At 71.4% G+C, this 23,282-nt stretch carries 14 protein-coding genes and 1 pseudogene; 7 read left to right on the forward strand and 8 right to left on the reverse strand.

Annotated elements, in window-relative coordinates; translation table 11 throughout:
* The 3 genes and pseudogenes from BW996_RS22350 to BW996_RS20200 all read right to left on the reverse strand — a co-directional run.
* A partial coding sequence (locus BW996_RS22350; protein WP_510645192.1) for a transposase occupies nt 1-271 on the reverse strand: 271 nt, incomplete at its 3' end.
* 67 nt (nt 272-338) lie between these two features.
* A pseudogene (locus tag BW996_RS20195) lies at nt 339-1,118 on the reverse strand (carbon-nitrogen hydrolase family protein); the annotation flags it as partial.
* 2 nt (nt 1,119-1,120) lie between these two features.
* The gene (locus tag BW996_RS20200; protein WP_037485034.1) at nt 1,121-5,347 is read right to left on the reverse strand and encodes a YhdP family protein; all 4,227 of its coding nucleotides are present in this window, start codon (nt 5,345-5,347) and stop codon (nt 1,121-1,123) included.
* A 145-nt stretch (nt 5,348-5,492) separates the two neighbouring features.
* Here BW996_RS20200 and glnE point away from each other — a divergent pair, with 145 nt between their 5' ends.
* On the forward strand, nt 5,493-8,273 hold the full coding sequence (gene glnE, locus BW996_RS20205; protein WP_037485032.1) for a bifunctional [glutamate--ammonia ligase]-adenylyl-L-tyrosine phosphorylase/[glutamate--ammonia-ligase] adenylyltransferase: 2,781 nt from the start codon (nt 5,493-5,495) through the stop codon (nt 8,271-8,273).
* A complete protein-coding gene (gene rrtA / locus BW996_RS20210; protein WP_081838276.1) occupies nt 8,252-8,929 on the forward strand; it encodes a rhombosortase in 678 nt (225 codons plus the stop codon). The genes glnE and rrtA overlap by 22 nt, the downstream gene beginning before the upstream one ends.
* Here the strand turns inward: rrtA and BW996_RS20215 are convergent.
* From BW996_RS20215 to BW996_RS20225, 3 genes are all read right to left on the reverse strand, one after another.
* Nucleotides 8,877-10,766, reverse strand: coding sequence for a potassium transporter Kup (locus BW996_RS20215; RefSeq protein ID WP_037485030.1), 1,890 nt, complete (start codon nt 10,764-10,766; stop codon nt 8,877-8,879). The genes rrtA and BW996_RS20215 overlap by 53 nt on opposite strands.
* Nucleotides 10,767-10,880: 114 nt before the next feature.
* Nucleotides 10,881-11,138 carry a glutaredoxin 3 gene (gene grxC, locus BW996_RS20220; RefSeq protein ID WP_037485028.1) on the reverse strand — a complete coding sequence of 86 codons (258 nt, stop codon included), beginning with the start codon at nt 11,136-11,138 and terminating at the stop codon, nt 10,881-10,883.
* 68 nt (nt 11,139-11,206) lie between these two features.
* Nucleotides 11,207-11,620 (reverse strand): rhodanese-like domain-containing protein, encoded by a 414-nt coding sequence (locus tag BW996_RS20225; RefSeq protein WP_037485026.1) that lies wholly within the window; start codon nt 11,618-11,620, stop codon nt 11,207-11,209.
* 95 nt (nt 11,621-11,715) lie between these two features.
* Here BW996_RS20225 and gpmA point away from each other — a divergent pair, with 95 nt between their 5' ends.
* Entirely contained in the window at nt 11,716-12,459 is a 744-nt protein-coding gene (gene gpmA, locus BW996_RS20230; RefSeq protein ID WP_037485024.1) for a 2,3-diphosphoglycerate-dependent phosphoglycerate mutase, read from the forward strand.
* Nucleotides 12,460-12,478: 19 nt separating this feature from the next.
* On the opposite strand, the gene BW996_RS20235 is transcribed toward gpmA, so the two are convergent.
* Nucleotides 12,479-12,781: a hypothetical protein gene (locus BW996_RS20235; protein ID WP_037485022.1), complete on the reverse strand. Its 303-nt coding sequence runs from the start codon at nt 12,779-12,781 to the stop codon at nt 12,479-12,481.
* A gap of 42 nt (nt 12,782-12,823) precedes the next feature.
* On the opposite strand from BW996_RS20235, the gene BW996_RS20240 reads away from it, so the two are divergent.
* From BW996_RS20240 to argJ, 4 genes are all read left to right on the forward strand, one after another.
* Nucleotides 12,824-13,843 carry a M23 family metallopeptidase gene (locus BW996_RS20240; protein ID WP_076459077.1) on the forward strand — a complete coding sequence of 340 codons (1,020 nt, stop codon included), beginning with the start codon at nt 12,824-12,826 and terminating at the stop codon, nt 13,841-13,843.
* A gap of 159 nt (nt 13,844-14,002) precedes the next feature.
* On the forward strand, nt 14,003-16,747 hold the full coding sequence (gene secA, locus BW996_RS20245) for a preprotein translocase subunit SecA (protein WP_037485661.1): 2,745 nt from the start codon (nt 14,003-14,005) through the stop codon (nt 16,745-16,747).
* Nucleotides 16,748-16,865: 118 nt separating this feature from the next.
* The gene (locus tag BW996_RS20250; RefSeq protein ID WP_037485659.1) at nt 16,866-17,498 is read left to right on the forward strand and encodes a GNAT family N-acetyltransferase; all 633 of its coding nucleotides are present in this window, start codon (nt 16,866-16,868) and stop codon (nt 17,496-17,498) included.
* A 32-nt stretch (nt 17,499-17,530) separates the two neighbouring features.
* Nucleotides 17,531-18,760: a bifunctional glutamate N-acetyltransferase/amino-acid acetyltransferase ArgJ gene (gene argJ, locus BW996_RS20255; protein ID WP_037485658.1), complete on the forward strand. Its 1,230-nt coding sequence runs from the start codon at nt 17,531-17,533 to the stop codon at nt 18,758-18,760.
* A 26-nt stretch (nt 18,761-18,786) separates the two neighbouring features.
* Here the strand turns inward: argJ and BW996_RS20260 are convergent.
* Nucleotides 18,787-23,282 (reverse strand): immunoglobulin-like domain-containing protein (locus BW996_RS20260; RefSeq protein WP_139330975.1); only part of this gene is annotated, 4,496 nt, incomplete at its 5' end.

A 23,282-nucleotide genomic window follows, 5' to 3' on the forward strand; every position in this document is an offset into this window, starting at 1 on the left:
CCTGCGGATACACCCCCTGCTCGCGGCACCACGCCGACTTCGCCGTCTCGTCCAGCGATGCCGTTGCAATCACCGCCTGCAGTCGCGCTGCAGCCGTCCACACCCGGCGCGGCTCTCCGCCGCTCGCCGATTCCAGCGCGTCGGCCAGCCACCGCTCCAGCGTTGAAGTGCTCACGCCCACTTCTGCGGATACCCGCTCCACCGGGGCACTCTCCGGTGGCAGCAGCCTCGCCACCACCCGGTCCTTGTATTCCTTGCCGTATCGAGCCACGTCTTCTCCTCGTCTTCGCCCCCTCTTCGGGTTCTATCGACGCGGCAACTATTCTGACGTGGGGGGGAATCTCGGCGGTGCGCTGGTCGTCCAGCGTGGCGACGACGACGCCTTCGCCCTCGGGCAGTTCGGCGACGATCTGGCCCCAGGGGTCGATGACCATCGAGTGACCCCAGGTGCGGCGGCCGTTCTCGTGCAGGCCGCCTTGCGCGCTGGCCAGCAGCCAGCACTGGTTTTCCACCGCGCGGGCGCGCAGCAGCAGTTCCCAGTGCGCCTGGCCGGTCGGCCAGGTGAAGGCGGCGGTGACCACCATCAGGTCGCAGGGCGGGGTGGCGAGCTGGCGGTAGAGCTCGGGGAAGCGCAGGTCGTAGCAGATGGTGACGCCGGTGCGGTGCGCGCGGCCGTCGCGGGCGGTGATGTCCAGCGCCAGCGGGGCGTGGCCGGCGCGCAGCGTGGCGGCCTCGTCGTGGCGGCGCTCGCCGTCGTCGAAGCGGAACAGGTGGATCTTGTCGTAGCGCCCGGCGCGCCGGCCCTCCGGGTCGAAGACCAGCGTGGTGTTGGTGGCGTGGTCGGCGTCACCCGGCACCGCCAGCGGCAGCGAGCCCGCCACCAGCCAGACCCGGTGGCGCGCGGCGATCTGCGCCAGCCGGCGCTGGATCGGCCCGTCGCCGTCGGGCTCGGCGATGGCCAGCTTGTCGCGGTCGCGCAGGCCCATCAGGCAGAAGTATTCCGGCAGCGCCACCAGCTCGGCGCCCTGCGCGGCGGCCTCGGCCACCCGCGCCTCGGCGCGGTCGAGGTTCTCGTCCGGGCGCGGACCTGAGACCATCTGGACGGCGGCGATCTTCATGCTCATGGCGTGCGGGGCTCCTGCGGCAAAGACGAGGACGAGGGCGAAGACGAGGAAGACGGCGGCGGCGCGGCGCCCTGGTCGGGACGCGGGCGCGCGCCGGTGCTGCGGTCGACGCCGGTCACCTCCGGCGCGTCCCAGCGGCCGGTGATGCGGAATTCGCGGGTGACGGCATCGGCCAGCGGGCCCTGCAGCACCATCTGCGTCAGCAGCGTGCCCAGGCCGACGGCCGGGTTGATGACCGCATAGGCCAGCGACGCGGCACCGGCATTCAGGTCGGGCACCACCCAGACGTGCAGATCCTGCGTTTCCTGCGCCAGGCTGGTGCTGCCTTCGGTCAGGATCATCGCCTGCAGGCCGCGGATGCGCAGGTTGCGGGTGCTGGCCTGGCCCTGGCGGATGGCGATGTCGCCGTCGATGCGGTCGAAGCCGAAGCCGCTCTGGAACAGGTCGCGGAAGTCCAGCAGGAAGCGCCGCGGCAGCGACTGCAGGCTCAGCACGCCCAGCAGCCGCCCGGCGCCCGGATCGGCCTGCGGGAATCGCCCCTGGTCCAGGTCCAGCCGCAGATGGCCGCCGAGCTGCGCGGTGGCGTAGTCGGTGGGCGTGCCCGGCCACTGGATCTGGCCGCCCAGGTGGCCGCGCCCGCCCTGCATCTGCCCCGGCCAGCCCAGCGCGTCGAGCAGCGCGCCGCCGTCGATCAGGTCCAGGCGGAAGGTCAGCCGGGTCTGGCCGGCTGGCTCGCCGGCCGTCACCGGCGCGGTGCCGGGCAGCCACAGGCCGACCGCCTCCAGCCGTGCCTCGGGCCGCTGCAGCGCCAGCCGGTCGATCAGCCAGCCGCCGCTGGCGCGCGGGCCGGCGCGCAGCTCCAGCCGCCCCAGCGGCTTGCCGGCGAACTCGACCGCATCGGCCTGCAGGTCGATCTGCGGCAGGCGCTGTGCCGGCACCGTGCCCGCCGCCGGGGGGCTGCCTGGGGCCGGCAGGGGCGGCTCGGCGCCGGGCTCGGTCTGTGGCGTCAGCACCAGCCGCGACAGCCGCGCGCGCAGCGCGGCCGGGCGCGGGCTGGCGGCGGCCGCGGCGGTGTATTCGGCCTCGCCGTCGAGCTGATCGGCCTGCATGCGCAGCAGCCAGCGGTCGTTGCGGGTGGCGTCGCGCTGCAGCTGGGCCTCGACCCGGTCGAAGCGCCGTCCGCCCAGCGTCAGCCGCTCGGTGCGCAGCTGGATGCGGCCGGGCAGGGGGCCGGAGTCGATGCGGCTGGATGCGGTCGGCGCGGGGGCGGCCGGCGCGGCCGCGGCCGCACGCCAGTCGGCTGGGGCCTCGTGATGCATCCACTGCTGCCAGCGGTCGAACGACAGCGCCGGCAGCGCCACCAGCGCATCGACGCCCCGCGCCGGCCAGGCGCGTGGATCCTGGCCCTCGACGGTGGCCGCGCCCAGCGCGATGCGGCCGCGCCGCACCGCGCCGCTGCCGTCGGCATGGGCGTCGCGCAGATAGCCGACCTGCAGCAGCGGCTGGGCCACGCTGCCGGCCTCGACGCGCAGCAGCTCGGCGCCGTCGGGGGCGGGCTCCAGGCGCACCCGCAGCGGCAGCGCCTGCGCGGCCGGCTTGGCCAGCGGCGCCGGCAGCGGCGAGCGCACCCCGACCAGATCGCTGTCGATCGCCAGCCGGGTGCCCAGCCGGCCCAGGCCCAGCTCGATGCGGTAGTCGGCCTCGCCGTCGAACGGCTGCAGCAGCGAGCGCAGCACCGCCGGCTCGTCGAGCGCGCGCAGGCCCTCCAGACTGGCGCGGCCCTGGCCGCTCAGCCGCATCTGGCCGTCCTCGCCCAGCCGTCCGGCGAACTGCAGCGGCCCGCCGGCCACCTGCGCCCGGGCCTCGTGGACCTGGAAGTCGCGCTCGCTGAACTCCAGCCGGCCGTCCAGACCGTTCAGCTCCGGCGTGCCGGGCCGCATGCGCAGCCGTGCCTGCTGCAGCTCGACCCGGCCGCGTGCGGTGGTGCGCTCGGCCTCCAGCACCGGAATGGCCAGATCCAGCGTCAGCCGGCTCTCGCCCTCGGCCTGCACCGGGGTGAACAGATGGTCCAGCCAGCCGTCGATCGGGCTGTCGACCAGATAGCGCACCATGTCGGCGGCCGGGCCGCGGCCCTGGCCGGAGAGCTTCAGCACCGGGTCGTGCACGAAGTCGGCGATGCCGCCCTCGACGCCCTCGAGCTGGAAGCGGCCGCTGCCGGTGTGGCCCAGCCGGCCGCGGGTGTCCTCCAGCGTCAGCCGGTTGCCGTCGATGCGCAGCCGCCCCGACACGTCGGAGAACAGCGGCCAGCGGCTGCCCGGCGCCGCGTCGAAGCCGACGCCCTCGAAGCGTCCCTCGATCAGGAATTCGCCCGGCTGGTCACGGCCGGTGTAGGGAAAGTCCAGCACCGCGCCGCGCACCCGCGAGCGCACCTCGCGCGCCTGGCCCTCGCGCAGCGCGCTGGCCAGGTAATGCCGGGTCGAAGCGCCGATGCCCAGCGGCAGGTAGCGGTGCACCCGCTCGGCGCGCAGCGTCTCGACCCGCGCCTCCAGGTCCAGATGGCCGGGCAGCCAGCCCTCGCGGCCGAAGCGCTCGCCGTCGGGCGGGCCGCTCTTCCAGCGGCCGGAGAACTCGCCCTGGCCGTCGGCGGTGGCGAAGCGCGCCTGGCGCACCTCGACCGCGATGGCCGGCCGCGCCTGCGCCAGGCTGCGCTGCAGCGTCCAGCGCACCTCGGCCTGCAGCCGCTGCACCGGCACGCGCGGCTCTTCGAAGACGCCGGGAAACTCGAGCGCGCCGTCGCGGCCCATGCGCACGCCGGCGCGGCCGCCGCGCTCGGTGGCCTCGAAGTCGACCCGCGCGCCGTGCAGGCCGGGGCGCCCGGGCGTGGCGGTGCGCTCGAGCTGCGCGGTGGCCGGCTCGGCGCTCAGGCTGAGCTGCTCGGCCTGGCCGCGGGCACGCCAGCGCGTCGGCAGCTCGGCCTCGCCGCTCCAGTCGTAGCGCAGCTGGCGCACCTGGCCGCTCGGGCGGGTTTCGGCCAGCAGGCGGCGCATCGGTCCGCCCAGCGGCATGGCCTCGGCCGAGCGCGCCAGCAGCGCCAGATCCAGCCGCGAGGCCGCGAAGGTGCCGCCCCGCCAGGCGCCCGGCTGGCCCTCGAGCGTCAGCGTCAGGTCGGTGGCGGGCCAGCGCGCGGCCTCGCGGCCCTGGCCGTCGGCGGGCAGCTCGAAGGACAGGCCCTGGGCGCGGATCAGGCTGCCGGTCTCGCTGCGCTCGAGCGCCAGCCGGCCGGCGATGCGGTGCAGCGTCAGCGGCGGCAGCGCCTGCGCCAGCCGCAGCGCCACCGCCTCCAGGCGCAGGTCCAGCGCCGCCTGCGCCAGGCCGCCGTCCTGCACCGTCAGCCGGCTGCCGAGCTGGCCGCGTCCCTCCATCAGGTCGAAGGGCAGGTCGATGTGGCGGCGCAGCCGGCCCACGTCCACATGCGGCCAGTCGGCGCGGATCTCGCCCGACCAGCGCCGCCAGTCGCCCGGCGCCAGCCAGCGCGAGGCCGACAGCAGCGGCCCGGCCAGATCGGCGCTCAGCGTGAAGCGATCCCCCCAGCCTGCGGGGGGCGTGGCCTGCAGCCGGGCGACATGGCGGCCCAGGCGGTTGCCCAGCTCGATGTCGACATCGCCCAGCTCCAGCAGCCCGGCCCGCGGGCGCAGCGCGTCCTGCCAGCGCAGCCGCGCGTCCTGCAGCCGGATGTCGGGCTGGCTGAAGAGCCAGTCGGCCAGCGCGCCGCTGCCATCGTCCGCGTCGCTCCGGTCGTCCGCTGGCGCGATCGGCAGGCCGGCGAGCAGGATGCGGCCCTGCGCGTCGCGCTGCATGTCGAGCACCAGCGTCTGCAGCAGGATGCGGTCCATGCGCGGCGTCCAGCCCTGGTGCGGCCGCGGGATCAGCGAGCCGGGCGTGATGCGCAGCTCGGCGCGGCCGAGCTGCAGCGCGGCGCGGCCCTGCGGGTCGAGCAGCTGCACGCCCTCGAGCCGCAGCGTCGGCGCCCAGAGGTCGCCGAGCACCTCGATGTGCGCGATCTGCACTTTCATGCCGATCGCCTGCGAGGCCCATTGCGCCAGTCGAGGTCGCCAGAGGTCGGCGCGCGGCAGAATCCCCCATTGCAAGGTCAGCCATGCCGCAAGCACGATGATGCCCAGGCCTGCTGCCGTGCCGACCAGCCCGCGCAGCAGGCGAGGCATCCTGCCTGTCGAGGCGGATCCGGAGGTGTCGGCAGTCGGGATCGGATCGGCGAGCGCGTCGGGCGATCGGGGAGGGGCAGACATGAACGCAGCGAGCAGCACAGGCGCCGGCAGGATGGAAGCAGAGAAGCTAGCACAGACCCGAATGAATTCGATCGATACCCTTCCGCAGGCGCAAGATCCGACGCCGGCCCTCGCGGCCCGCGCGGACCACAGCCGCTATGTGCAGCGCGTGCGCCGCGTTCGCGGCGATTCCCTGGCCTGGCTGCCCCCGGGCGAGCCGGTGCGCGAGACGATGGAGGCCGCGCTGCAGACGGTGCTGGCGCATGGCCGCCCGCTGGCCTCGGCGCTGCGCATCGTGCGCCAGCTGGTGATGGAGCGGCTGGTGGTGCTCGACGTCGAGCAGCAGGCCTCGGTCGAGATCGTCACCCGCGCGATGACCGAGCTGGCCGAGGTGACGCTGGAGGCCGCGCTGGCCTTCGCCCGCGCCGAGCAGGACGAGCGCCACGGTGCGCCGCGCACCGAGGCCGGCGCGCCGATCGACTTCTGGATCATCGGCATGGGCAAGCTCGGCGCGCGCGAGCTCAATGTCTCCTCCGACATCGACCTGATCTATGTCTACGAGGAAGACGGCGCCACCGCCGGCCGGGCCGATGGCGTGGGCGTCATTTCGGCGCACGAGTACTTCTCGCAGGTCGCGCGCACGCTGCGGGCGCTGATCGGCGATCTGACCGACGACGGCTTCGTCTTCCGCGTCGATCTGGCGCTGCGCCCGAACGGCAACTCCGGCCCGCCGGTGGTCAGCCTGGCGATGCTCGAGGAGTATTTCCTGGTTCAGGGCCGCGAGTGGGAGCGCTTCGCCTGGCTCAAGAGTCGGGTGGTGGCGCCGCGCGAATCGATCACCTCCGGCCGGGCACGCGCGCTGCGCGACGTGGTCACGCCCTTTGTCTACCGCCGCTACCTCGACTACGGCGTCTTCGAGGGCCTGCGCCAGCTGCACCAGAAGATCCGCGACGAGGCGATGCGCCGCGCCGCCGGCCGGCCCGAGCGCGCCAACGACGTGAAGCTCTCGCGCGGGGGCATCCGCGAGATCGAGTTCATCGTGCAGCTGCTGCAGGTGGTGCGCGGCGGCCAGTTCCCCGAGATCCGCACCCGCCCGACGCTGAAGGCGCTGCAGCGTCTGGCCGGGGTCGGCCTGATCCCGCAGGACACCGCCGACCGGCTGGCCGAGGCCTACACCTTCCTGCGCCAGGTCGAGCATCGCATCCAGTATCTCGACGACCAGCAGACACATCTGTTGCCGACGGTCGACGCCGATCTGCGCTGGATCGCCGCCTCGATGCGGCTGAACTGCAACGCCGAGGCCTGCGATCTGCTCGACGCGCTGTGCGCGCACCGCGAGCTGGTGGCCACCGAGTTCGATGCGCTGCTGCACGAGGGCCGCAGCGCGCCGCCCCGGCCGGGCAGCAGCGGCGGCACCTGCCGCGGCTGCTCCGGCGCGCCGCCGACGCTCGACAGCCCGGCACTGCACGACGGCCTGTCGCCGGAGCTGGCGGCGCGGCTGAAGCTGCTGGTCGATTCGCCCCGGGTGGCGCTGCTGCGCGACGAGGGCCGCACGCGTCTGGCCAAGCTGCTGATGCGCGCGCGCCGCCTCAGCCGCGACATGCCCGGCATCGGCGACACCGCACTGTTGCGCTTCATCGACTGGATCGAGCCGCTGCTGCGCCGCGACAGCTATCTGGCCTTGCTGGCCGAGCGCGGCGAGGTGCTGGGCCGGCTGCTGCGCCTGCTGGGCCTGGCGCGCTGGCCGATGCGCTATCTGATGCTGCATCCGGGCGTCATCGACGAGCTGGCCGATGCGCGGCTGCTGGGCGAGCGCTTCGAGCCGGGCGCGCTGTCGCGCGATCTGGAGGCGCGCCACCAGGCCTGGGTGCGCTCCGGCGAGGCCGACGAGGGCGAGCTGCTCGACACGCTGCGCCGCGCGCACCATGCCGAGACTTTCCGCACGCTGGTGCGCGATGTCGAGAGCGAGATCACGGTGGAGCAGGTCGCCGACGACCTCTCGGCGCTGGCCGACGCGATGCTCGACCTGACGCTGTCCTGGGCCTGGCGCCACCTGCGCCAGCGTCACCGCGAGCAGCCGCGCTTTGCGGTCATCGCCTACGGCAAGCTCGGCGGCAAGGAACTGGGCTACGGCAGCGACCTCGACATCGTCTTCCTCTACGACGACGACGACGAGCGTGCGCCCGAGGTCTACGCCGCCTTCGCGCGCAAGGTCATCACCTGGCTGTCGCTGCGCACCGCCGCCGGCGCGCTCTACGAGATCGACACCGCGCTGCGCCCGAACGGCAACTCCGGCCTGCTGGTGACCTCGATCGAGGCCTTCGCGCGCTACCAGCAGGGGCGCGGCAGCAACACCGCCTGGACCTGGGAGCATCAGGCCATTACCCGGGCGCGCTGGTGCGCGGGTGACGCCGGGCTGGCGTCGCGCTTCGAGACGGTGCGCCGCGCGGTGCTGACCGCGCCGCGCGACCAGGATGCGCTGCGCCGCGAGATCGCCACGATGCGCGAGCGGGTGCGCGAGGCCCACCCGGTGCGCCCGACCCGATTCGACCTCAAGCACGGCCGCGGCGGCATGATGGACATCGAGTTCGCGGTGCAGTGGCTGGTGCTGGCACACAGCGCCGCCCATCCCGAGCTGCAGGACGATGTCGGCAACATCGCGCTGCTGCAGCGTGCCGAGCGGGCTGCGCTGCTGCCGGCCGGCGTGGGCCTGGCGGCGGCCGATGCCTACCGCGAACTGCGCCGCGCCCAGCACCGCGCACGCCTGGACGAGGCCAGCACCCAGACCGAGATCGCCGAGCTGGGCGAGCTGGCCGTGCACCGTCAGGCCGGCTTGGCGCTGTGGCGGGCGGTCTTCGGCTGAGCCGGGCAGGGTCGCCGGGCGGGCGGCTCTGGGGCACGGTGGCGCTGCTGCTGGCGCTGCCGGCGCTGCTGGTCGGCACCGGGCCGGGGCTGGCGCGCCAGGTGCTCACCTGGCAGCCCGCGCTGGTCTGGGCCGAGCCCTGGCGCTGCTGGAGCGCGGCCTGGGTGCATTTCAGCCTGCTGCACCTGGGCGCCAATCTGGCCGGTGCGCTGCTGCTGCTGCTGCTCGGGCATGTGGCGCGTCTGCCGCGCGAGGCGGCGCTGGCCTGGGCGCTGGCCTGGCCGCTGACCCATCTGGCCCTGCTGGCCGAGCCGGCGCTGCGGCGCTACGGCGGGCTCTCCGGCGTGCTGCATGCCGGCGCGGCGGTGGCGGCGGTGGCGCTGCTGGTCCAGCCCGGGCGGCTGCGCGCCGAGCGTGTGCTGGGCGCCGCGCTCGGTCTGGGCCTGGTGCTGAAGGTGCTCGGAGAGCAGCCCTGGGCGGTGCTGCAGGTGCAGCCGCCGGGCTGGGACATCCGCATCGCGCCGGTGGCGCATGCCGCCGGGCTGCTGTGCGGCCTGCTGGCTGCGGCGCTGCTGCTGGCGCTGCCCGCGGCGCTCGGGCGCTTCAGATCTCGACCTTCGAGCCCAGCTCGACCACCCGGTTCGCCGGCAGGCTGAGAAAGTCGGCCGCTGCCGCCGCGTTGCGGTGCATGTTGGCGAAGAGCTTCTCGCGCCACAGCGACATGCCCTCGCCCAGCGTGGGCATCACGATGTCGCGCGACAGGAAATAGCTGGTGTCCATCGGGTCGAGCGGCACGCCGCGGCCCTGCAGCAGCTTGAGCGCCTCGGGCACGTCGGGCTCGTTCTTGAAGCCGAAGTTCAGCGTCACCTGCCAGCAGTCATGGCCGAGCGGCTCCATCGTGATGCGTCGCTCGAAGCCGATCCACGGGATGTCGTGGTGGCGCACCGTCACGAACAGGTTGTGCTCGTGCAGCACCTTGTTGTGCTTGAGGTTGTGCATCAGCGCATTGGGCGTGATGTCCGGCTCGGACGACAGGAAGACCGCGGTGCCCTGCACCCGCAGCGGCGGGCTGACGAAGATCGCCTCCAGGAAGGTGCGCAGCTCGATGGCGTCGTCGCGCAGACGGTGGCTCATCAGCGCACGGCCCTGGCGCCAGGTCAGCATCAGCGTGAACATGCCGATGCCGATCACCAGCGGGAACCAGCCGCCGCCGAACAGCTTGAGCATGTTCGAGGCAAAGAAGGCGATGTCGATGACGAAGAAGAAGCCGGTGGCCGCCACGCACAGCGGCAGCGGGTACTTCCAGCCGTGGCGGATGACGAAGAAGGTCATCACCGTGGTGATCGTCATGTCCAGCGTCACCGCGATGCCATAGGCCGAGGCCAGGTTGGTCGAGGACTTGAACAGCGCCACCGCCAGCACGATGAACAGATACAGCCCCCAGTTCACGAACGGGATGTAGATCTGGCCCAGGTCCTTGACCGAGGTGTGCAGGATGCGCATGCGCGGCAGCAGGCCGAGCTGGATGGCCTGGCGGGTCACCGAGAAGGCGGCGGTGATCAGCGCCTGCGAGGCGATCACGGTGGCCGCGGTGGCCAGCCCGACCAGCGGCAGCGCGGCCCAGTCCGGCGCCATCATGAAGAAGGGATTCTCGATCGCTGCCGGATCGCGCAGCAGCATTGCGCCCTGGCCGAAGTAGTTGACGACCAGCGCCGGCATGACGAAGCCGTACCAGGCGATGCGGATCGGCTTCTTTCCGAAGTGGCCCATGTCGGCGTAGAGCGCCTCGCCACCGGTCACGCACAGCACCACGGCCCCGAGGCCGATGAAGGCCACCAGCGGGTGGCCGACGAAGAAGCCGATCGCGTGGCGCGGATCCAGCGCCACCAGCACCGCCGGGTGCTCGATCACATGCGGCAGACCCAGCGCGACCAGCACGCCGAACCACACAAGCGTGATCGGCCCGAAGGCGCGGCCGATGCCGCCGGTGCCGAAGCGCTGCACCGCGAACAGCCCGGTCAGCACCAGCAGCGTCAGCGGCAGGATGAAGGGGTGCAGGCTGGGTGCGGCGACCTCCAGGCCTTCCATCGCCGACAGCACCGAGATGGCCGGCGTGATGACGCCGTCGCCATAGAAGATCGCGGTGCCGAACATGCCCAGCATCATCAGCACGCCATGCAGGCGCGGGCGGTCGCGCACCGCGTGGGTGGCCAGCGCCAGCATCGCGATCAGGCCGCCTTCGCCGTTGTTGTCCGCGCGCAGGATCAGCAGCACGTACTTCAGCGAGACGATGATCGTCATCGTCCAGAAGATCAGCGAGAGCACGCCCAGGATGTTGTCGGGCGTGACCGGCACATGGCCGGCGTGGAAGACTTCCTTCAGCGCATAGAGCGGGCTGGTGCCGATGTCGCCGTAGACGACGCCAAGCGCGCCGAGGGTCAGCAGCGCCAGGTCGCGGCGGGAGCCGGGCTGCTGCGAGTGGGATGAGCTCACCGGAGGAGGGCGGATCGTGACATTCGCCAGTGTTCGCAAGTCACGATTGTGCCCCTGCCGTGCGGTCCTGCGCACGGGCAGTGTGGCGCCGAACCCTCAGGTCCGGGCCTGAGCTCAGGCGCCGAGCAGCGCCTGCAGGCCGCCGCGCTGGTCGAGCGCGATCAGGTCGTCGCAGCCGCCGACATGGGTGTCGCCGATGAAGATCTGCGGCACGGTGCGCCGGCCGGTGATCTCCATCATCTGCATGCGCTGCGCGGGGTCGAGATCGACGCGGATCTCCTCGATCTGCGCCACGCCACGCGCCTGCAGCAGCTGCTTGGCGCGAATGCAGTAGGGGCAGACCTGGGTGGTGTACATCCTGACGGGGTTCATGGCGTGGGGGCTGTGAGGCTGCGGATCGGGGTGGCCTGATTGTCGGCCCGGATGGCCGGGCCCGTGTTTCAGGCGGTCTTCTTCTCGACCGGCAGGCCGGCCTCGCGCCAGGCGGCCAGACCGCCCTCGAGCACATGCACCCGCTCGTGGCCGAGCTTGCGCGCGATCGCAGCGGCCTTGCGCGCCCGTGCGCCCGAGGCGCAGACCAGCACCAGCGGCTGGGTCTTGTTGGTCGGCAGGCCCTTGGCGCCTTCGAGCTGGCCCAGCGGAATGCTGCGCGCGCCGCCGATGTGCCCGGCCTCGAACTCGGCCGGCTCGCACACGTCGATCACCACCGCCTTCTCGCGGTTGATCAGCTGCACCGCGCCGTTCGGGTTGACGGCATCGGCGCCACCGCCCTTGCCGAGGTTCGGCAGCATCAGCGCGGCGCCCGAGGCGATCGCGGTCAGCAGCCAGATCCAGTTGTCGAGAAGGAAGTTCACGGAAGTTCGGCGTCGGACGGGGCCGCGCGCAAGGGTTGGCAAGGGTGCGGATTATAGAATTCGCGCCGATTGCAACCCGACGACGACCGACTGCCATGTACAAGCTTGTGCTGATCCGCCACGGCGAATCGACCTGGAACCTGGAAAACCGCTTCACCGGCTGGACCGATGTCGAGCTGACCGCCACCGGCGTCGAGCAGGCCCGCCAGGCCGGCCGGCTCCTCAAGGAGGCCGGCTACGAGTTCGACGTGGCCTACACCTCGGTGCTCAAGCGCGCGATCCACACGCTGAACCACTGCCTGGACACGATGGACCGCGACTGGCTGCCGGTCGTCAAGGACTGGCGCCTGAACGAGCGCCACTACGGCGGCCTGCAGGGCCTGAACAAGGCCGACATGGCCAAGCAGTACGGCGACGCGCAGGTGCTGGTCTGGCGCCGCAGCTACGACACCCCGCCGCCGGCGCTGGCGTCGGACGATCCGCGCGGCCAGCGCCAGGATCCGCGCTACGCGAAGCTCCAGCCCGAGCAGGTGCCGCTGACCGAGTGCCTGAAGGACACGGTCGCGCGCGTGCTGCCGTTCTGGAACGAGGCGATCGCCCCGGCGATCAAGTCCGGCCAGCGCATCGTGCTGGCCGCGCACGGCAACTCGATCCGCGCGCTGGTCAAGTACCTGGACAACATCGGCGACGACGACATCGTCGGCGTGAACATCCCCAACGGCATCCCGCTGGTCTATGAGCTCGACGCCGACCTGAAGCCGATCCGGTCCTACTACCTCGGCGACGCCGAGGCGGCGGCCAAGGCGGCGGCGGCGGTGGCCAATCAGGGCAAGGCCTGAGACGGATCACGGGTTCGGATCACGGGTTCGTCGGTGATTGAACCCGGATCCGGATCCCGGTACGCTGGAAACCCTTCTGTTTCAGCGCCGCTTCCAGCCGGGGCTGCAGCTGCCTGAGCTTGGCGGCGACGGCCGGATTGCCGGCCAGCATCGTCCAGCCCTCGTCGTCGGACGGGCCGCTGCGCACATGGCGCAGCAGCGCGGCCGGCAGAAGCGGGCGCACCGCTTCCATGCGCGCGCCCGACTGGGCCAGCCGCTGCTGCAGCCGCTGCAGCGGCTCGCACTGGTTCAGCGCCCGCTGCAGCGGCAGCGGGTCCGGCACCGAGACTGATGCGCCCGGTGCAGCACGAGGAACGAAGCGACGATGGATATCCTGATCACCCATGGCAGACTGGCTCGCACGCGCTCCGTGCACCTGCGGCCGCTGCAATTGTGGCTGATGCTGGGCGCGCTGCTGCTGGCGCTGCTGCTGCTGTCGGGCACCGTCTATCACTTCGTCTTCCTGAAGGCGGTGCGCGAAGGCTGGCCGGTGGTCAGCCAGATCGTCGGCCCGGTGATCGGCCGCGATGCGGTCGACCGCGAGCGCTACCTGCGCGAGAACGTCGAGGCGATGGCCCTGCAGCTCGGCGAGCTGCAGGCCAAGCTGCTGAAGATCGAGGCGGTCGGCGAGCGGGTGTCCGGGCTGGCCGGCCTGAAGCGCGAGGAGCTGCGTGCGCTCGACGAGGCGGGCCGTGCGGCCTCGCCGGCGAGCCCGGCCGCCTCCGGGCCGGGCGGCGGCCCCTTCGTGCCGGCGCCGGCAGGCGGTGCCGCCCGGCTGGAGCAGCTGATGCAGCAGCTCGATCTGGACGCCGATCGCCAGTCCGATCTGCTGGTGCTGGCCGAGTCCCGGCTGCTGTCGCGCCGGCTCGAGCAGATGCTGGTGCCCAGCATCCGGCCGGTCGAGGTCGCCGTCGGTTCGGGCTTCGGATTCCGCATCGACCCCTTCAACGGCCGCACCGCGCTGCACACCGGGCTGGACTTTGCCGCCCCGGTCGGCACGCCGATCCGCGCGGCCGCAGGCGGCCGGGTCATCGAGGCCCAGCATGACGGCGCCTATGGCCTGGCGCTGAAGATCGACCATGGCCAGGGCCTGGTCACCCGCTATGCGCACAGCAGCGAGATCCTGGTGCGCCCGGGCGAGCTGGTGCGCCGCGGCCAGACGGTGGCCCGCGTGGGCAGCACCGGCCGCTCGACCGGGCCGCATCTGCATTTCGAGGTGCTGCTCGAGGGCGTGCAGCAGGATCCGGCGCGCTTCCTCGCGCTGGGCGAGCGCATCGACGCCGATCTGCCACCCCGGCCCGGGGAGGCGCTGCCCGGCCCCGGCCGAGTTGCAAAAGGCCGGTGATAAACTCGAAATCTGTCCGAGGGCACGCCTGACCAGGTGTGCCGGCCTGGCCTGCCGCGCTGCTCTAACCCGGCCGCACCTCAAACCACCTTGTTCCCGGATCCTGCGGCAAGGGCTGAACCGCCGCGGGTCCTCTGCACGTCGCGCACGATTCCGTTCATGTTGCCCAAGCTCCTGACCCAGATTTTCGGCAGCCGCAATGACCGCCTGCTCAAGCAGTACCGGCGTGTGGTCGAGCGGATCAACGCGCTCGAGCCCCAGTTCGAGAAGCTGAGCGAGGACGAGCTGCGCGGCAAGACCGCCGAGTTCCGCCAGCGCGTGGCCGCTGGCACCTCGCTCGACGACCTGCTGCCCGAGGCCTTCGCGGTGGTGCGCGAAGGCGGCAAGCGGCTGATGAAGATGCGTCACTTCGACGTGCAGCTCATCGGCGGCATGACGCTGCACAACGGCAAGGTCGCCGAGATGCGCACCGGCGAGGGCAAGACGCTGATGGCGACGCTGCCGGTCTACCTCAACGCGCTCTCGGGCAAGGGTGTGCATGTCGTCACCGTCAACGACTACCTGGCCTCGCGCGATGCCGAGACCATGGGCCGGCTCTACAACTACCTCGGCCTGACGGTGGGCGTGAACCTGCCCAACATGCCGCGCGAGGCCAAGCAGGCCGCCTACGCCGCCGACATCACCTACGGCACGAACAACGAGTTCGGCTTCGACTACCTGCGCGACAACATGGTCTACGAGACGGCCGACCGCGTGCAGCGGGGGCTGAACTTCGCCATCGTCGACGAGGTGGACTCGATCCTGATCGACGAGGCGCGCACGCCGCTGATCATCTCGGGCCAGGCGGACGACCGCACCGACATGTATCTGCGCATCAACGCGGTCGTGCCCTTCCTGAAGAAGCAGATCGGCGAGGCCGATCCGCGCACCGGCGAGGGCGTGATCGAGCCGGGCGACTTCACCGCCGACGAGAAGACGCACCAGGTCTTCCTGACCGAGGCCGGCCACGAGAAGGCCGAGCAGCTGCTGGCCGAGGCCGGGCTGTTCGCGCCGGGCGCCTCGCTCTACGACGCGGCCAACATCACGCTGGTCCATCACCTCTACGCCTCGCTGCGCGCGCACCACCTGTTCAACCGCGACCAGCATTACGTCGTGCAGAACGGCGAGGTCGTCATCGTCGACGAGTTCACCGGCCGCCTGATGAGCGGGCGGCGCTGGTCCGACGGCCTGCACCAGGCGGTCGAGGCCAAGGAGGGCGTGAAGATCCAGGCCGAGAACCAGACGCTGGCCTCGATCACCTTCCAGAACTACTTCCGCATGTACGCCAAGCTCGGCGGCATGACCGGCACCGCCGACACCGAGGCCTACGAGTTCCAGGAGATCTACGGTCTGGAGACGGTGGTGATCCCGCCGAACCGGGCGATGATCCGCAAGGACGAGCTCGACCTGGTCTACAAGACCGACAAGGAAAAGTACGCCGCGGTGGTCGCCGACATCCGCGACTGCTTCGAGCGCGGCCAGCCGGTGCTGGTGGGCACGACCTCGATCGAGAACTCCGAGCAGGTCTCCGAGCTGCTGAAGAAGGCCGGGCTGCCGCACCAGGTGCTCAACGCCAAGCAGCATGCCCGCGAGGCCGACATCATCGCCCAGGCCGGTCGGCCGAAGATGGTGACCATCGCCACCAACATGGCCGGTCGCGGCACCGACATCGTGCTGGGCGGCAGCATCGAGAAGCTGATCCAGCAGGTCGAGGCCGATCCGGCGCTGTCGGAGGCCGACCGGGCCGCCCGCGTCGACCAGCTGCGCGTCGAGTGGAAGGAGCTGCACGAGCAGGTCAAGAAGCTCGGCGGTCTGCGCATCGTCGCCACCGAGCGCCATGAGAGCCGCCGCATCGACAACCAGCTGCGCGGCCGCGCCGGTCGCCAGGGCGATCCGGGCTCCTCGCGCTTCTACCTGTCGCTGGAAGATCCGCTGATGCGCATCTTCGCCGGCGACCGGGTCAAGGCGATCATGGACCGCCTGAAGATGCCCGAGGGCGAGGCCATCGAGGCCGGCATCGTCAGCCGCTCGATCGAGAGCGCGCAGCGCAAGGTCGAGGCGCGCAACTTCGACATGCGCAAGCAGCTGCTCGAGTACGACGACGTCTCCAACGACCAGCGCAAGGTCATCTACCAGCAGCGCAACGAGCTGCTCGAGCAGACCGAGATCTCCGCGCAGCTCGCCCACCTGCGCCGTGGTGCGCTGACCGACGTGGTGCGTACCTTCGTGCCGGCCGAAAGCGTCGAGGAGCAGTGGGACATCGACGCCCTCGAGAAGGTGCTGCGCGAGGAGTGGCAGCTCGAGATCGGCCTGAAGGCCCTGGTCGAGGCCAGCCATGAGCTCGACGATGCCGACATCGTCGAGAAGGTGGTCGCCGCCGCCGATGCCTCCCATGCCGCCAAGATCGCGCAGGTCGGCGAGGAGCAGTTCAACAACTTCGGCCGCATGGTGCTGCTGCAGTCGATCGACAGCCACTGGCGCGAGCATCTGGCGGCGCTCGACTACCTGCGCCAGGGCATTCACCTGCGCGGCTACGCGCAGAAGAACCCGAAGCAGGAATACAAGCGCGAGGCCTTCGAGCTCTTCAGCCAGCTGCTCGATGTGGTAAAAATGGACGTCAGCCGCGTGCTGCTGACGGTGCGCATCCAGTCGCAGGACGAGGCGGCTCGTGCCGCCGATGCGATCGAGGCGGTGGCCGAGCGGGTCGGCAACGTGACCTACACCCACCCGAACGAGGATGGCAGCGTGTCGCAGGATCCGGCCCAGCCGCTGCCCGAGCACCTGACGCAGCGTGTCGGTCGCAACGATCCGTGTCCCTGCGGCAGCGGCAAGCGCTTCAAGCAGTGCCACGGCAAGCTCGCCTGATTTCTCGCAGGTCGGTCGGACCGGCGTGAGCGACACGGGGCCTGCGGGCCCCTTGTCGTTTCCTGCCCGGACCGCGCTCCTGCCCGTGCTTCACCTTTCGACCGCAGGACCGTCGCCGATGACTCCAGACACCTTTCGCCACAGTCCCGAGATCCTGCCGGGGCGCCGCCTGCGGCTCGAGAAGATCCATGCGCGCCACGCTCCGGCGCTCTACGCCAGCGTGCGCCGCTCGATGCCCGAGCTCGACTACATCGCCTGGGGCCACCAGCGCTGGGACGAGGAAGCCGCGCGCCGCCACTGCGAGAGCACCCGCGAGTGGATCCTCACCGAGGGCGAGGGCGTGAGCTATCTGGCCTTCGAGTACGACACCAGCACCTATGTCGGCTGCGTCGACCTGCACAGCGTCGACTTCGGTGTGCCGCGCTGCCAGATCGGCTTTGTCGGCTGCAGCCGCCAGCGCGGTCGCGGCCTGGTGCGCGAGGCCGCGCTCACGCTGATGGACTGGGCCTGGCGCCAGGGCATGGCCCGCATCGAGGTCTGGTGCGATGTGCGCAACACCCGCTCGCTGGCCTTCGCCGAGAGCCTGGGCATGGTGCGCGAGGGCCTGATGCGCCAGGTCGAGCGCGACGGCCGTGGCCTGCTGTGCGATCACCATCTGCTGGCGCGCCTGGCCAGCGATCCGGTGCCGGAGCTGCTGCCTACAATGCCCGCGCGCCTGGCCCGTGCCGATTCCGATCCGGCCGTGGCCTGAATTCCTCCTCATCTGTCCACCGACCGACTGCCATGCCCGTCAACCTCTCCGCTCCGAATCCTCAGGATCTGCACCCGGTCGCCGGCGTGCAGCTCGGCATCGCCATGGCCGGCGTGCGCAAGGCCAACCGGCGTGACCTGACCGTCATCACGCTGGCCCCCGGCTCCAGCGTCGCCGGCGTGTTCACGAAGAACCGCTTCTGCGCCGCGCCGGTGCAGATCTGCCGCGAGCACCTCGCCGCCGGTCCGGCCAAGCGCGCCATCGTCATCAACACCGGCAACGCCAACGCCGGCACCGGCGACGACGGCCTGGTGCGCGCGCGCGCCGTGTGCCTGGCGCTGGCCAAGGCGCTGGAGATCGCGCCGGAGGAGATCCTGCCGTTCTCGACCGGCGTGATCATGGAGACGCTGCCCAGCGACCGCATCCAGGCCGGCCTGCCCGCCGCGCTGGCCGATGCGAAGGCCGACAACTGGGCGGTGGCCGCCGAGGCGATCATGACCACCGACACGCTGCCCAAGGCCGCGTCGCGCCAGGTCACGATCGGCGGCAAGACGGTCACGGTGACCGGCATCAGCAAGGGCGCGGGCATGATCCGCCCGAACATGGCCACGATGCTGGGCTTCGTCGCCACCGACGCGGCGATCGACCCGGCCCTGCTGCAGCCGCTGGTGACCGAGGCGGCCAACCTCAGCTTCAACCGCATCACCATCGACGGCGACACCTCCACCAACGACAGCTTCGTGCTGATCGCCACCCACCAGGCCGGCAACGACACGATCACCGCGCTGGACTCGGCCGAGGGCCGGGCGCTGCGCGATGCGGTGGTGGCGGTGTCGCAGCAGCTCGCGCAGGCGATCGTGCGCGACGGCGAGGGCGCGACCAAGTTCATCGCCGTCACCATCGAAGGCGGCCGCACCGAGGCCGAGTGCCTGCAGGCTGCCTACGCGATCGCGCACTCGCCGCTGGTCAAGACCGCCTTCTTCGCCAGCGACCCGAACCTGGGCCGCATCCTGGCGGCGGTCGGCTATGCCGGCATCGACGACCTCGACCAGACCCTGATCGACCTGCACCTCGACGACGTGCATGTGGTCCACCAGGGCGGCCGCCGGCCTGAATACCGCGAGGAAGACGGTCAGCGCGTCATGAAGCAGGCCGAGATCACCATCCGCGTCGGCCTGAACCGCGGCGAGGCGCAGGCCACCGTCTGGACCTGCGACCTCTCGCACGACTACGTGACGATCAACGCCGACTACCGGAGCTGATCTTCGCGGCGGATCGCCGGCACCGCTCAGGGCCCGCAGTGGTTGCTGGTGTCGCTGGTCTGGCGGATCAGCGTCTGCGCCAGCAGCTGCTCGGCGCTCGACAGCGTGACCGCGCAGTCCGCCGGCGCGGGGGCCGGGGCCGGTGCGCAGGTCGATGTCGACGCGCCGCCTGTGCTGCTGCCGCTGCTGCCGCTGCTGCTGCTCCACTGCGCCAGCAGGTCGATCGTCGAGGACAGCAGGTCGCCGCAGTGCAGCGAGCCTGTGCCTGACGACGTGCTGACCGTGCTGGTGCCGCCGGTGCTGCTGCTGTGGCTGCTGTCGCACGGATCGGCCAGCGACCAGTTCAGGATGCTGCCGGTCAGGCAGCCCGAGGCGTCGGGGATCAGGCTGGTCGTGGCGGGCTCGCACTGCACGTCGCAGCGCCCGTTGCCGTCGACATCGATGCCCAGCGTCAGCGAGCCGCTGCGGCTGTCGCCGTCGGCATCCGTCAGCACGAAGCCGATCTTCTCCTGGTAGTCGCGCGAGGCGCCGGCGGGCGGCTGGTAGCTGTAGTGGCCGGTTTCCATGTTGAAGGTGAACTCGCCGCCGCTGGCGGTGCGCACCGTGACGGTGTCGGAGGCGCTGGTGGCCGGATCCCAGCGGTGCTGCACGCCGTCGACGACCAGCGCGCTCAGGTGGCCGCCGTCGGCGCCGGCGGCCCGGTCGATGCCGCCAGCCACCAGCTCGCCCTGGATCGGATCGGCCACCGTCTGCGCCAGCGCCGCGTCGAGCTGGTCGAAGCGGGTGACCAGCAGCGGCGAGATCGTGTCCTGGCCCTCGCCGTCATGCGCGATCGGCGCCAGCGCCGCGGCCGGCACATCCTTGCCCAGACCGATCGCGTAGGAGCGAATGTCGTTCGCCTCGACGAAGCGCTCCCAGACTTTCTGCTCTGCCGCATCGATGCCGACATCGCCGCTGGGCACGTTCGGGCGGCCGTCGGAGAAGAAATAGGCGATGTTGTCGCCGCCCGCCAGCCGGCCGGGATCGTCGAAGGCCTCGCGGGCGCTGTCGAGCGCGGCGTCGTAGTTGGTGTTGCCGCCCGCCTTCAGTCCCGCCAGCGTCGTGCGCGCCTGCGAGACCGTCATCCAGCTGGCCCCGCGCTCGCTGGCCTCGCTGGAGAAGGTCACCAGGCGCACCATCACGTCGCCCCGGTCGGCGTAGCTGTCGATCAGCTTCTCGATCGAGGCGATCGCGCTCTGCAGCCGGGTCTGGCCGCCGATGCCGTCGCGGGTGCTCATCGAGCCGGACACATCCAGCGTGATCAGCAGATTGGTCTGCACCGGGCTGAGGTCGGCGCAGCGCACCACGCACAGCGGCGCGGGCGAGTCGTCGCGCACCGTCACGTCGATGCTGGCGCTGCTGCTGCTCTGGCCATCGCTGATCTGCACGCCCAGCGACAGCGTCAGCGCATCCTCCTGGCCGCGCACCGGATGGTCCAGCGGCGCGTGCAGCGTCACGCTGTAGCGGCCCTCGGCGTCGACGGTGGCGGAGATCACCGCCTGGCCGGCGGCGCTGCCCACCAGCGGCCGTGCCGTGCTGCCGTCGCCGCTCCAGCTCAGCGCCACGCCGCCGCTCGACAGCAGCGCGCTGGGTGCGCTCAGCGTGAAGCTCAGGGCGCTGCTGTCGACATCGCTGAACTGCAGCCGGCCGCTGGCCTGGGTGGCGGTGGTCTCGCCGCTTTCCGGGCGGCCGTTGGCCAGACCTTCCTCGCTGAGTGTGAGCGTGGTGCCGCGCAGCGTCGGGGCGTCGTTGACTGGCGTGATCGACAGTGTGAGCGTCGAGACGCTCACCTGCCCCCGGCCGTCGCTGACGGTGCAGCTGGCCGCCGGCACCGCGCCGGCGTAGTCCTTGGCGGGTGTGAACAGGAACTGCCCGTCGCTGCCCACCGTCAGCGTGCCCACGCCGGCGATCGTCGCGCTGCTGCCGGCCGTGAAGCTCTGGTCGTTCCAGGTGAAGTGGGTGACGACGAGCGGATCGCCGTCGGGGTCGCGGTCGTTGGCGAGCAGGTTGCCGCTGACGGCGCTGTCTTCCCGGGTGCTGGCCTGATCGGCCTGCAGCACCGGCGCGTTGTTGGCGTCGGCGATCACGGTGGTGACCGAGAAGGCGCCCGGGTCGCCGCGCAGCACCTCGAAGCCGCCGCCGGAAATGCTGCCCAGCGTGACGGTGATGTTCTCGCTGCCCTCGGCCTGGCCATCGGCCAGCGTCTTCAGATCGAAGCTGGCGCTGCGGCTGCCGGCCGGAATCGTCACCGACACGACCGGCGCATAGTCGCTGCCGGCGCTGGCGCTGCCGCCGTAGTTCAGCCGGATCACCACATCGGTGACCGCCGGCTGCGACAGGGTCACGGTGTAGCCGGCTGCGGTGCCGCCCTCGGCGACCGTGCCGGGGCCGGTGATCGACACCAGGCAGGTGTCCTCGGCGCCCGGTGTGCCCGGGCCGTGCGGGCCGGCATCGTCCTGCAGCAGCGTCGTCACGCTGCGCTCGAGCGGGTGAGCGACGATGGCCTCGAAGCCGCCACCGGTGATCTCGCCGACCGAGATGGTGATCGTCTCCGAGCCCTCGGCCAGCGCGTCGTCGATCGTGCTCAGGGCGAAGCCGACTGAGCTTTGTCCGGCCGGAATCGTGACCGAGGTGACGGCGGTGTAGTCCGAACCATCGGTGCCGGAGTAGGTGAGCTTGATGGTGACGTCGGTGGCGGCTGGCTGGCTGAGACTGACGGTGTAGCCGGTCGCGGTCTGACCTTCCACGACCGTGCCCGGGCCGGTGATCGAGACCAGGCAGGTGTCCTCGCTGCCCGGCGTGCCTGGGCCGTGCGGACCGGCGTCGTCGCGCAGTTGAGTGGTGACCGAGGCCCGGGCCGGATCGCCGGCGATGGCCTCGAAGCCGCCGCCCGAGATCGTGCCCAGCGTGACGGTGATCGTCTCCGAGCCCTCGGCCAGCGCATCGTCGAGCGTCTGCAGGTCGAAGCGGGCGGCGGACTGGCCGGCCGGGATGGTCACGCTGGTCACGCGAATGAAGTCGGCGCCGTCGGTCGCGGTGCCGGTGTAGACCAGACGCACCGTCACGTCGGTCTGGGCGGGCTGGCTGAGGCTGATGCTGTAGCCGCTGGCGGTCTGGCCCTCGATCACCTCGCCGGGGCCGCTGAGGGACACCAGGCAGGTGTCCTCGGCGCCGGGCGTGCTGCCGCCGGGGCCGGTGTCATCGGTGATCGTCGTCGTGACCGCGCTGCGCGCCGGATCGATGGCCGCCGCCTCGAAGCCCGGGGCCTCCACCCGGGCCAGGCTGACGGTGAACTGCTCCGCGCCTTCGGCCAGCGCATCGTCCAGCGTCGAGATCGAGAACGAGGCCTGCGACTGCCCCGCCGTCACCGTGATCGACGCCACCCGCACAAAATCGCTGCCGTCCGTCGCCGTGCCGGCATAGCTCAGCGTGACGACGACATCCTTGACCGCCGGCTGGCTCAGCGTGACGACATAGCCCGATGCGACCTCGCCCTCGACGACCGAGCCCGGGCCGGTGATCGACACCAGGCAGGTGTCCTCACTGCCCGGCGTGCCGCCGCCCGGGCCGCCGACATCATCGCTAATCGTTGTGGTGACCGAGCCCTTGGCCGGATCCGCCGCGATGGCCTCGAAGCCTCCACCGCTGATCTCTCCGACCGAGACGGTGATAGTTTCAGAGCCTTCCGCCAGCGCGTCGTCGATCGTGCTCAGGTCGAAGTCGACCGAGCTCTGTCCGGCCGGAATCGTGACCGAGGTGACGGCGGTGTAGTCCGAACCGTCGGTAGCTGTGCCGGAGTAGGTGAGCTTGACGGTGACGTCGGTGGCGGCCGGCTGGCTCAGCGAGACGGTGAACTTGGCGGTCTCGCCCTCGGTGATCGCGCCGGAGGCCGGGCCGGTGATCGACACCAGGCAGGTGTCTTCGCTGCCCGGCGTCCCACCGCCCGGGCCGCCGACATCATCCGTAATGAGGGTGGTGACCGAGCCCTTGGCCGGATCCGCCGCGATGGCTTCGAAGCCACCACCGCTGATCTCTCCGACGGAGACGGTGATGGTTTCCGATCCTTCCGCCAGCGCGTCGTCGAGCGTCGTCAGGTCGAAGTCGACCGAACTCTGTCCGGCCGGAATCGTGACCGAGGTGACGGCGGTGTAGTCCGAACCGTCGGTAGCTGTGCCGGAGTAGGTGAGCTTGACGGTGACGTCCGCAGCTGCAGGTTGGCTGAGGCTGACGGTGTAGCCGGTGGCCGGCTGACCTTCCACGACGGAGGCCGGGCCGGTGATGGACACCAGGCAGGTGTCTTCGCTGCCCGGCGTGCCGCCGCCCGGACCCCCGACATCATCGGTAACGAGGGTGGTGACCGAGCCCTTGGCCGGATCCGCCGCGATGGCCTCGAAGCCGCCGCCGGTGATCTCGCCGACCGAGACGATGATGGTTTCAGAGCCCTCGGCCAGTGCGTCGTCGAGCGTGCTCAGGTCGAAGTCGA

Source organism: Sphaerotilus natans, from assembly GCF_900156335.1.
GTDB classification, from domain to species: domain Bacteria; phylum Pseudomonadota; class Gammaproteobacteria; order Burkholderiales; family Burkholderiaceae_C; genus Sphaerotilus; species Sphaerotilus natans.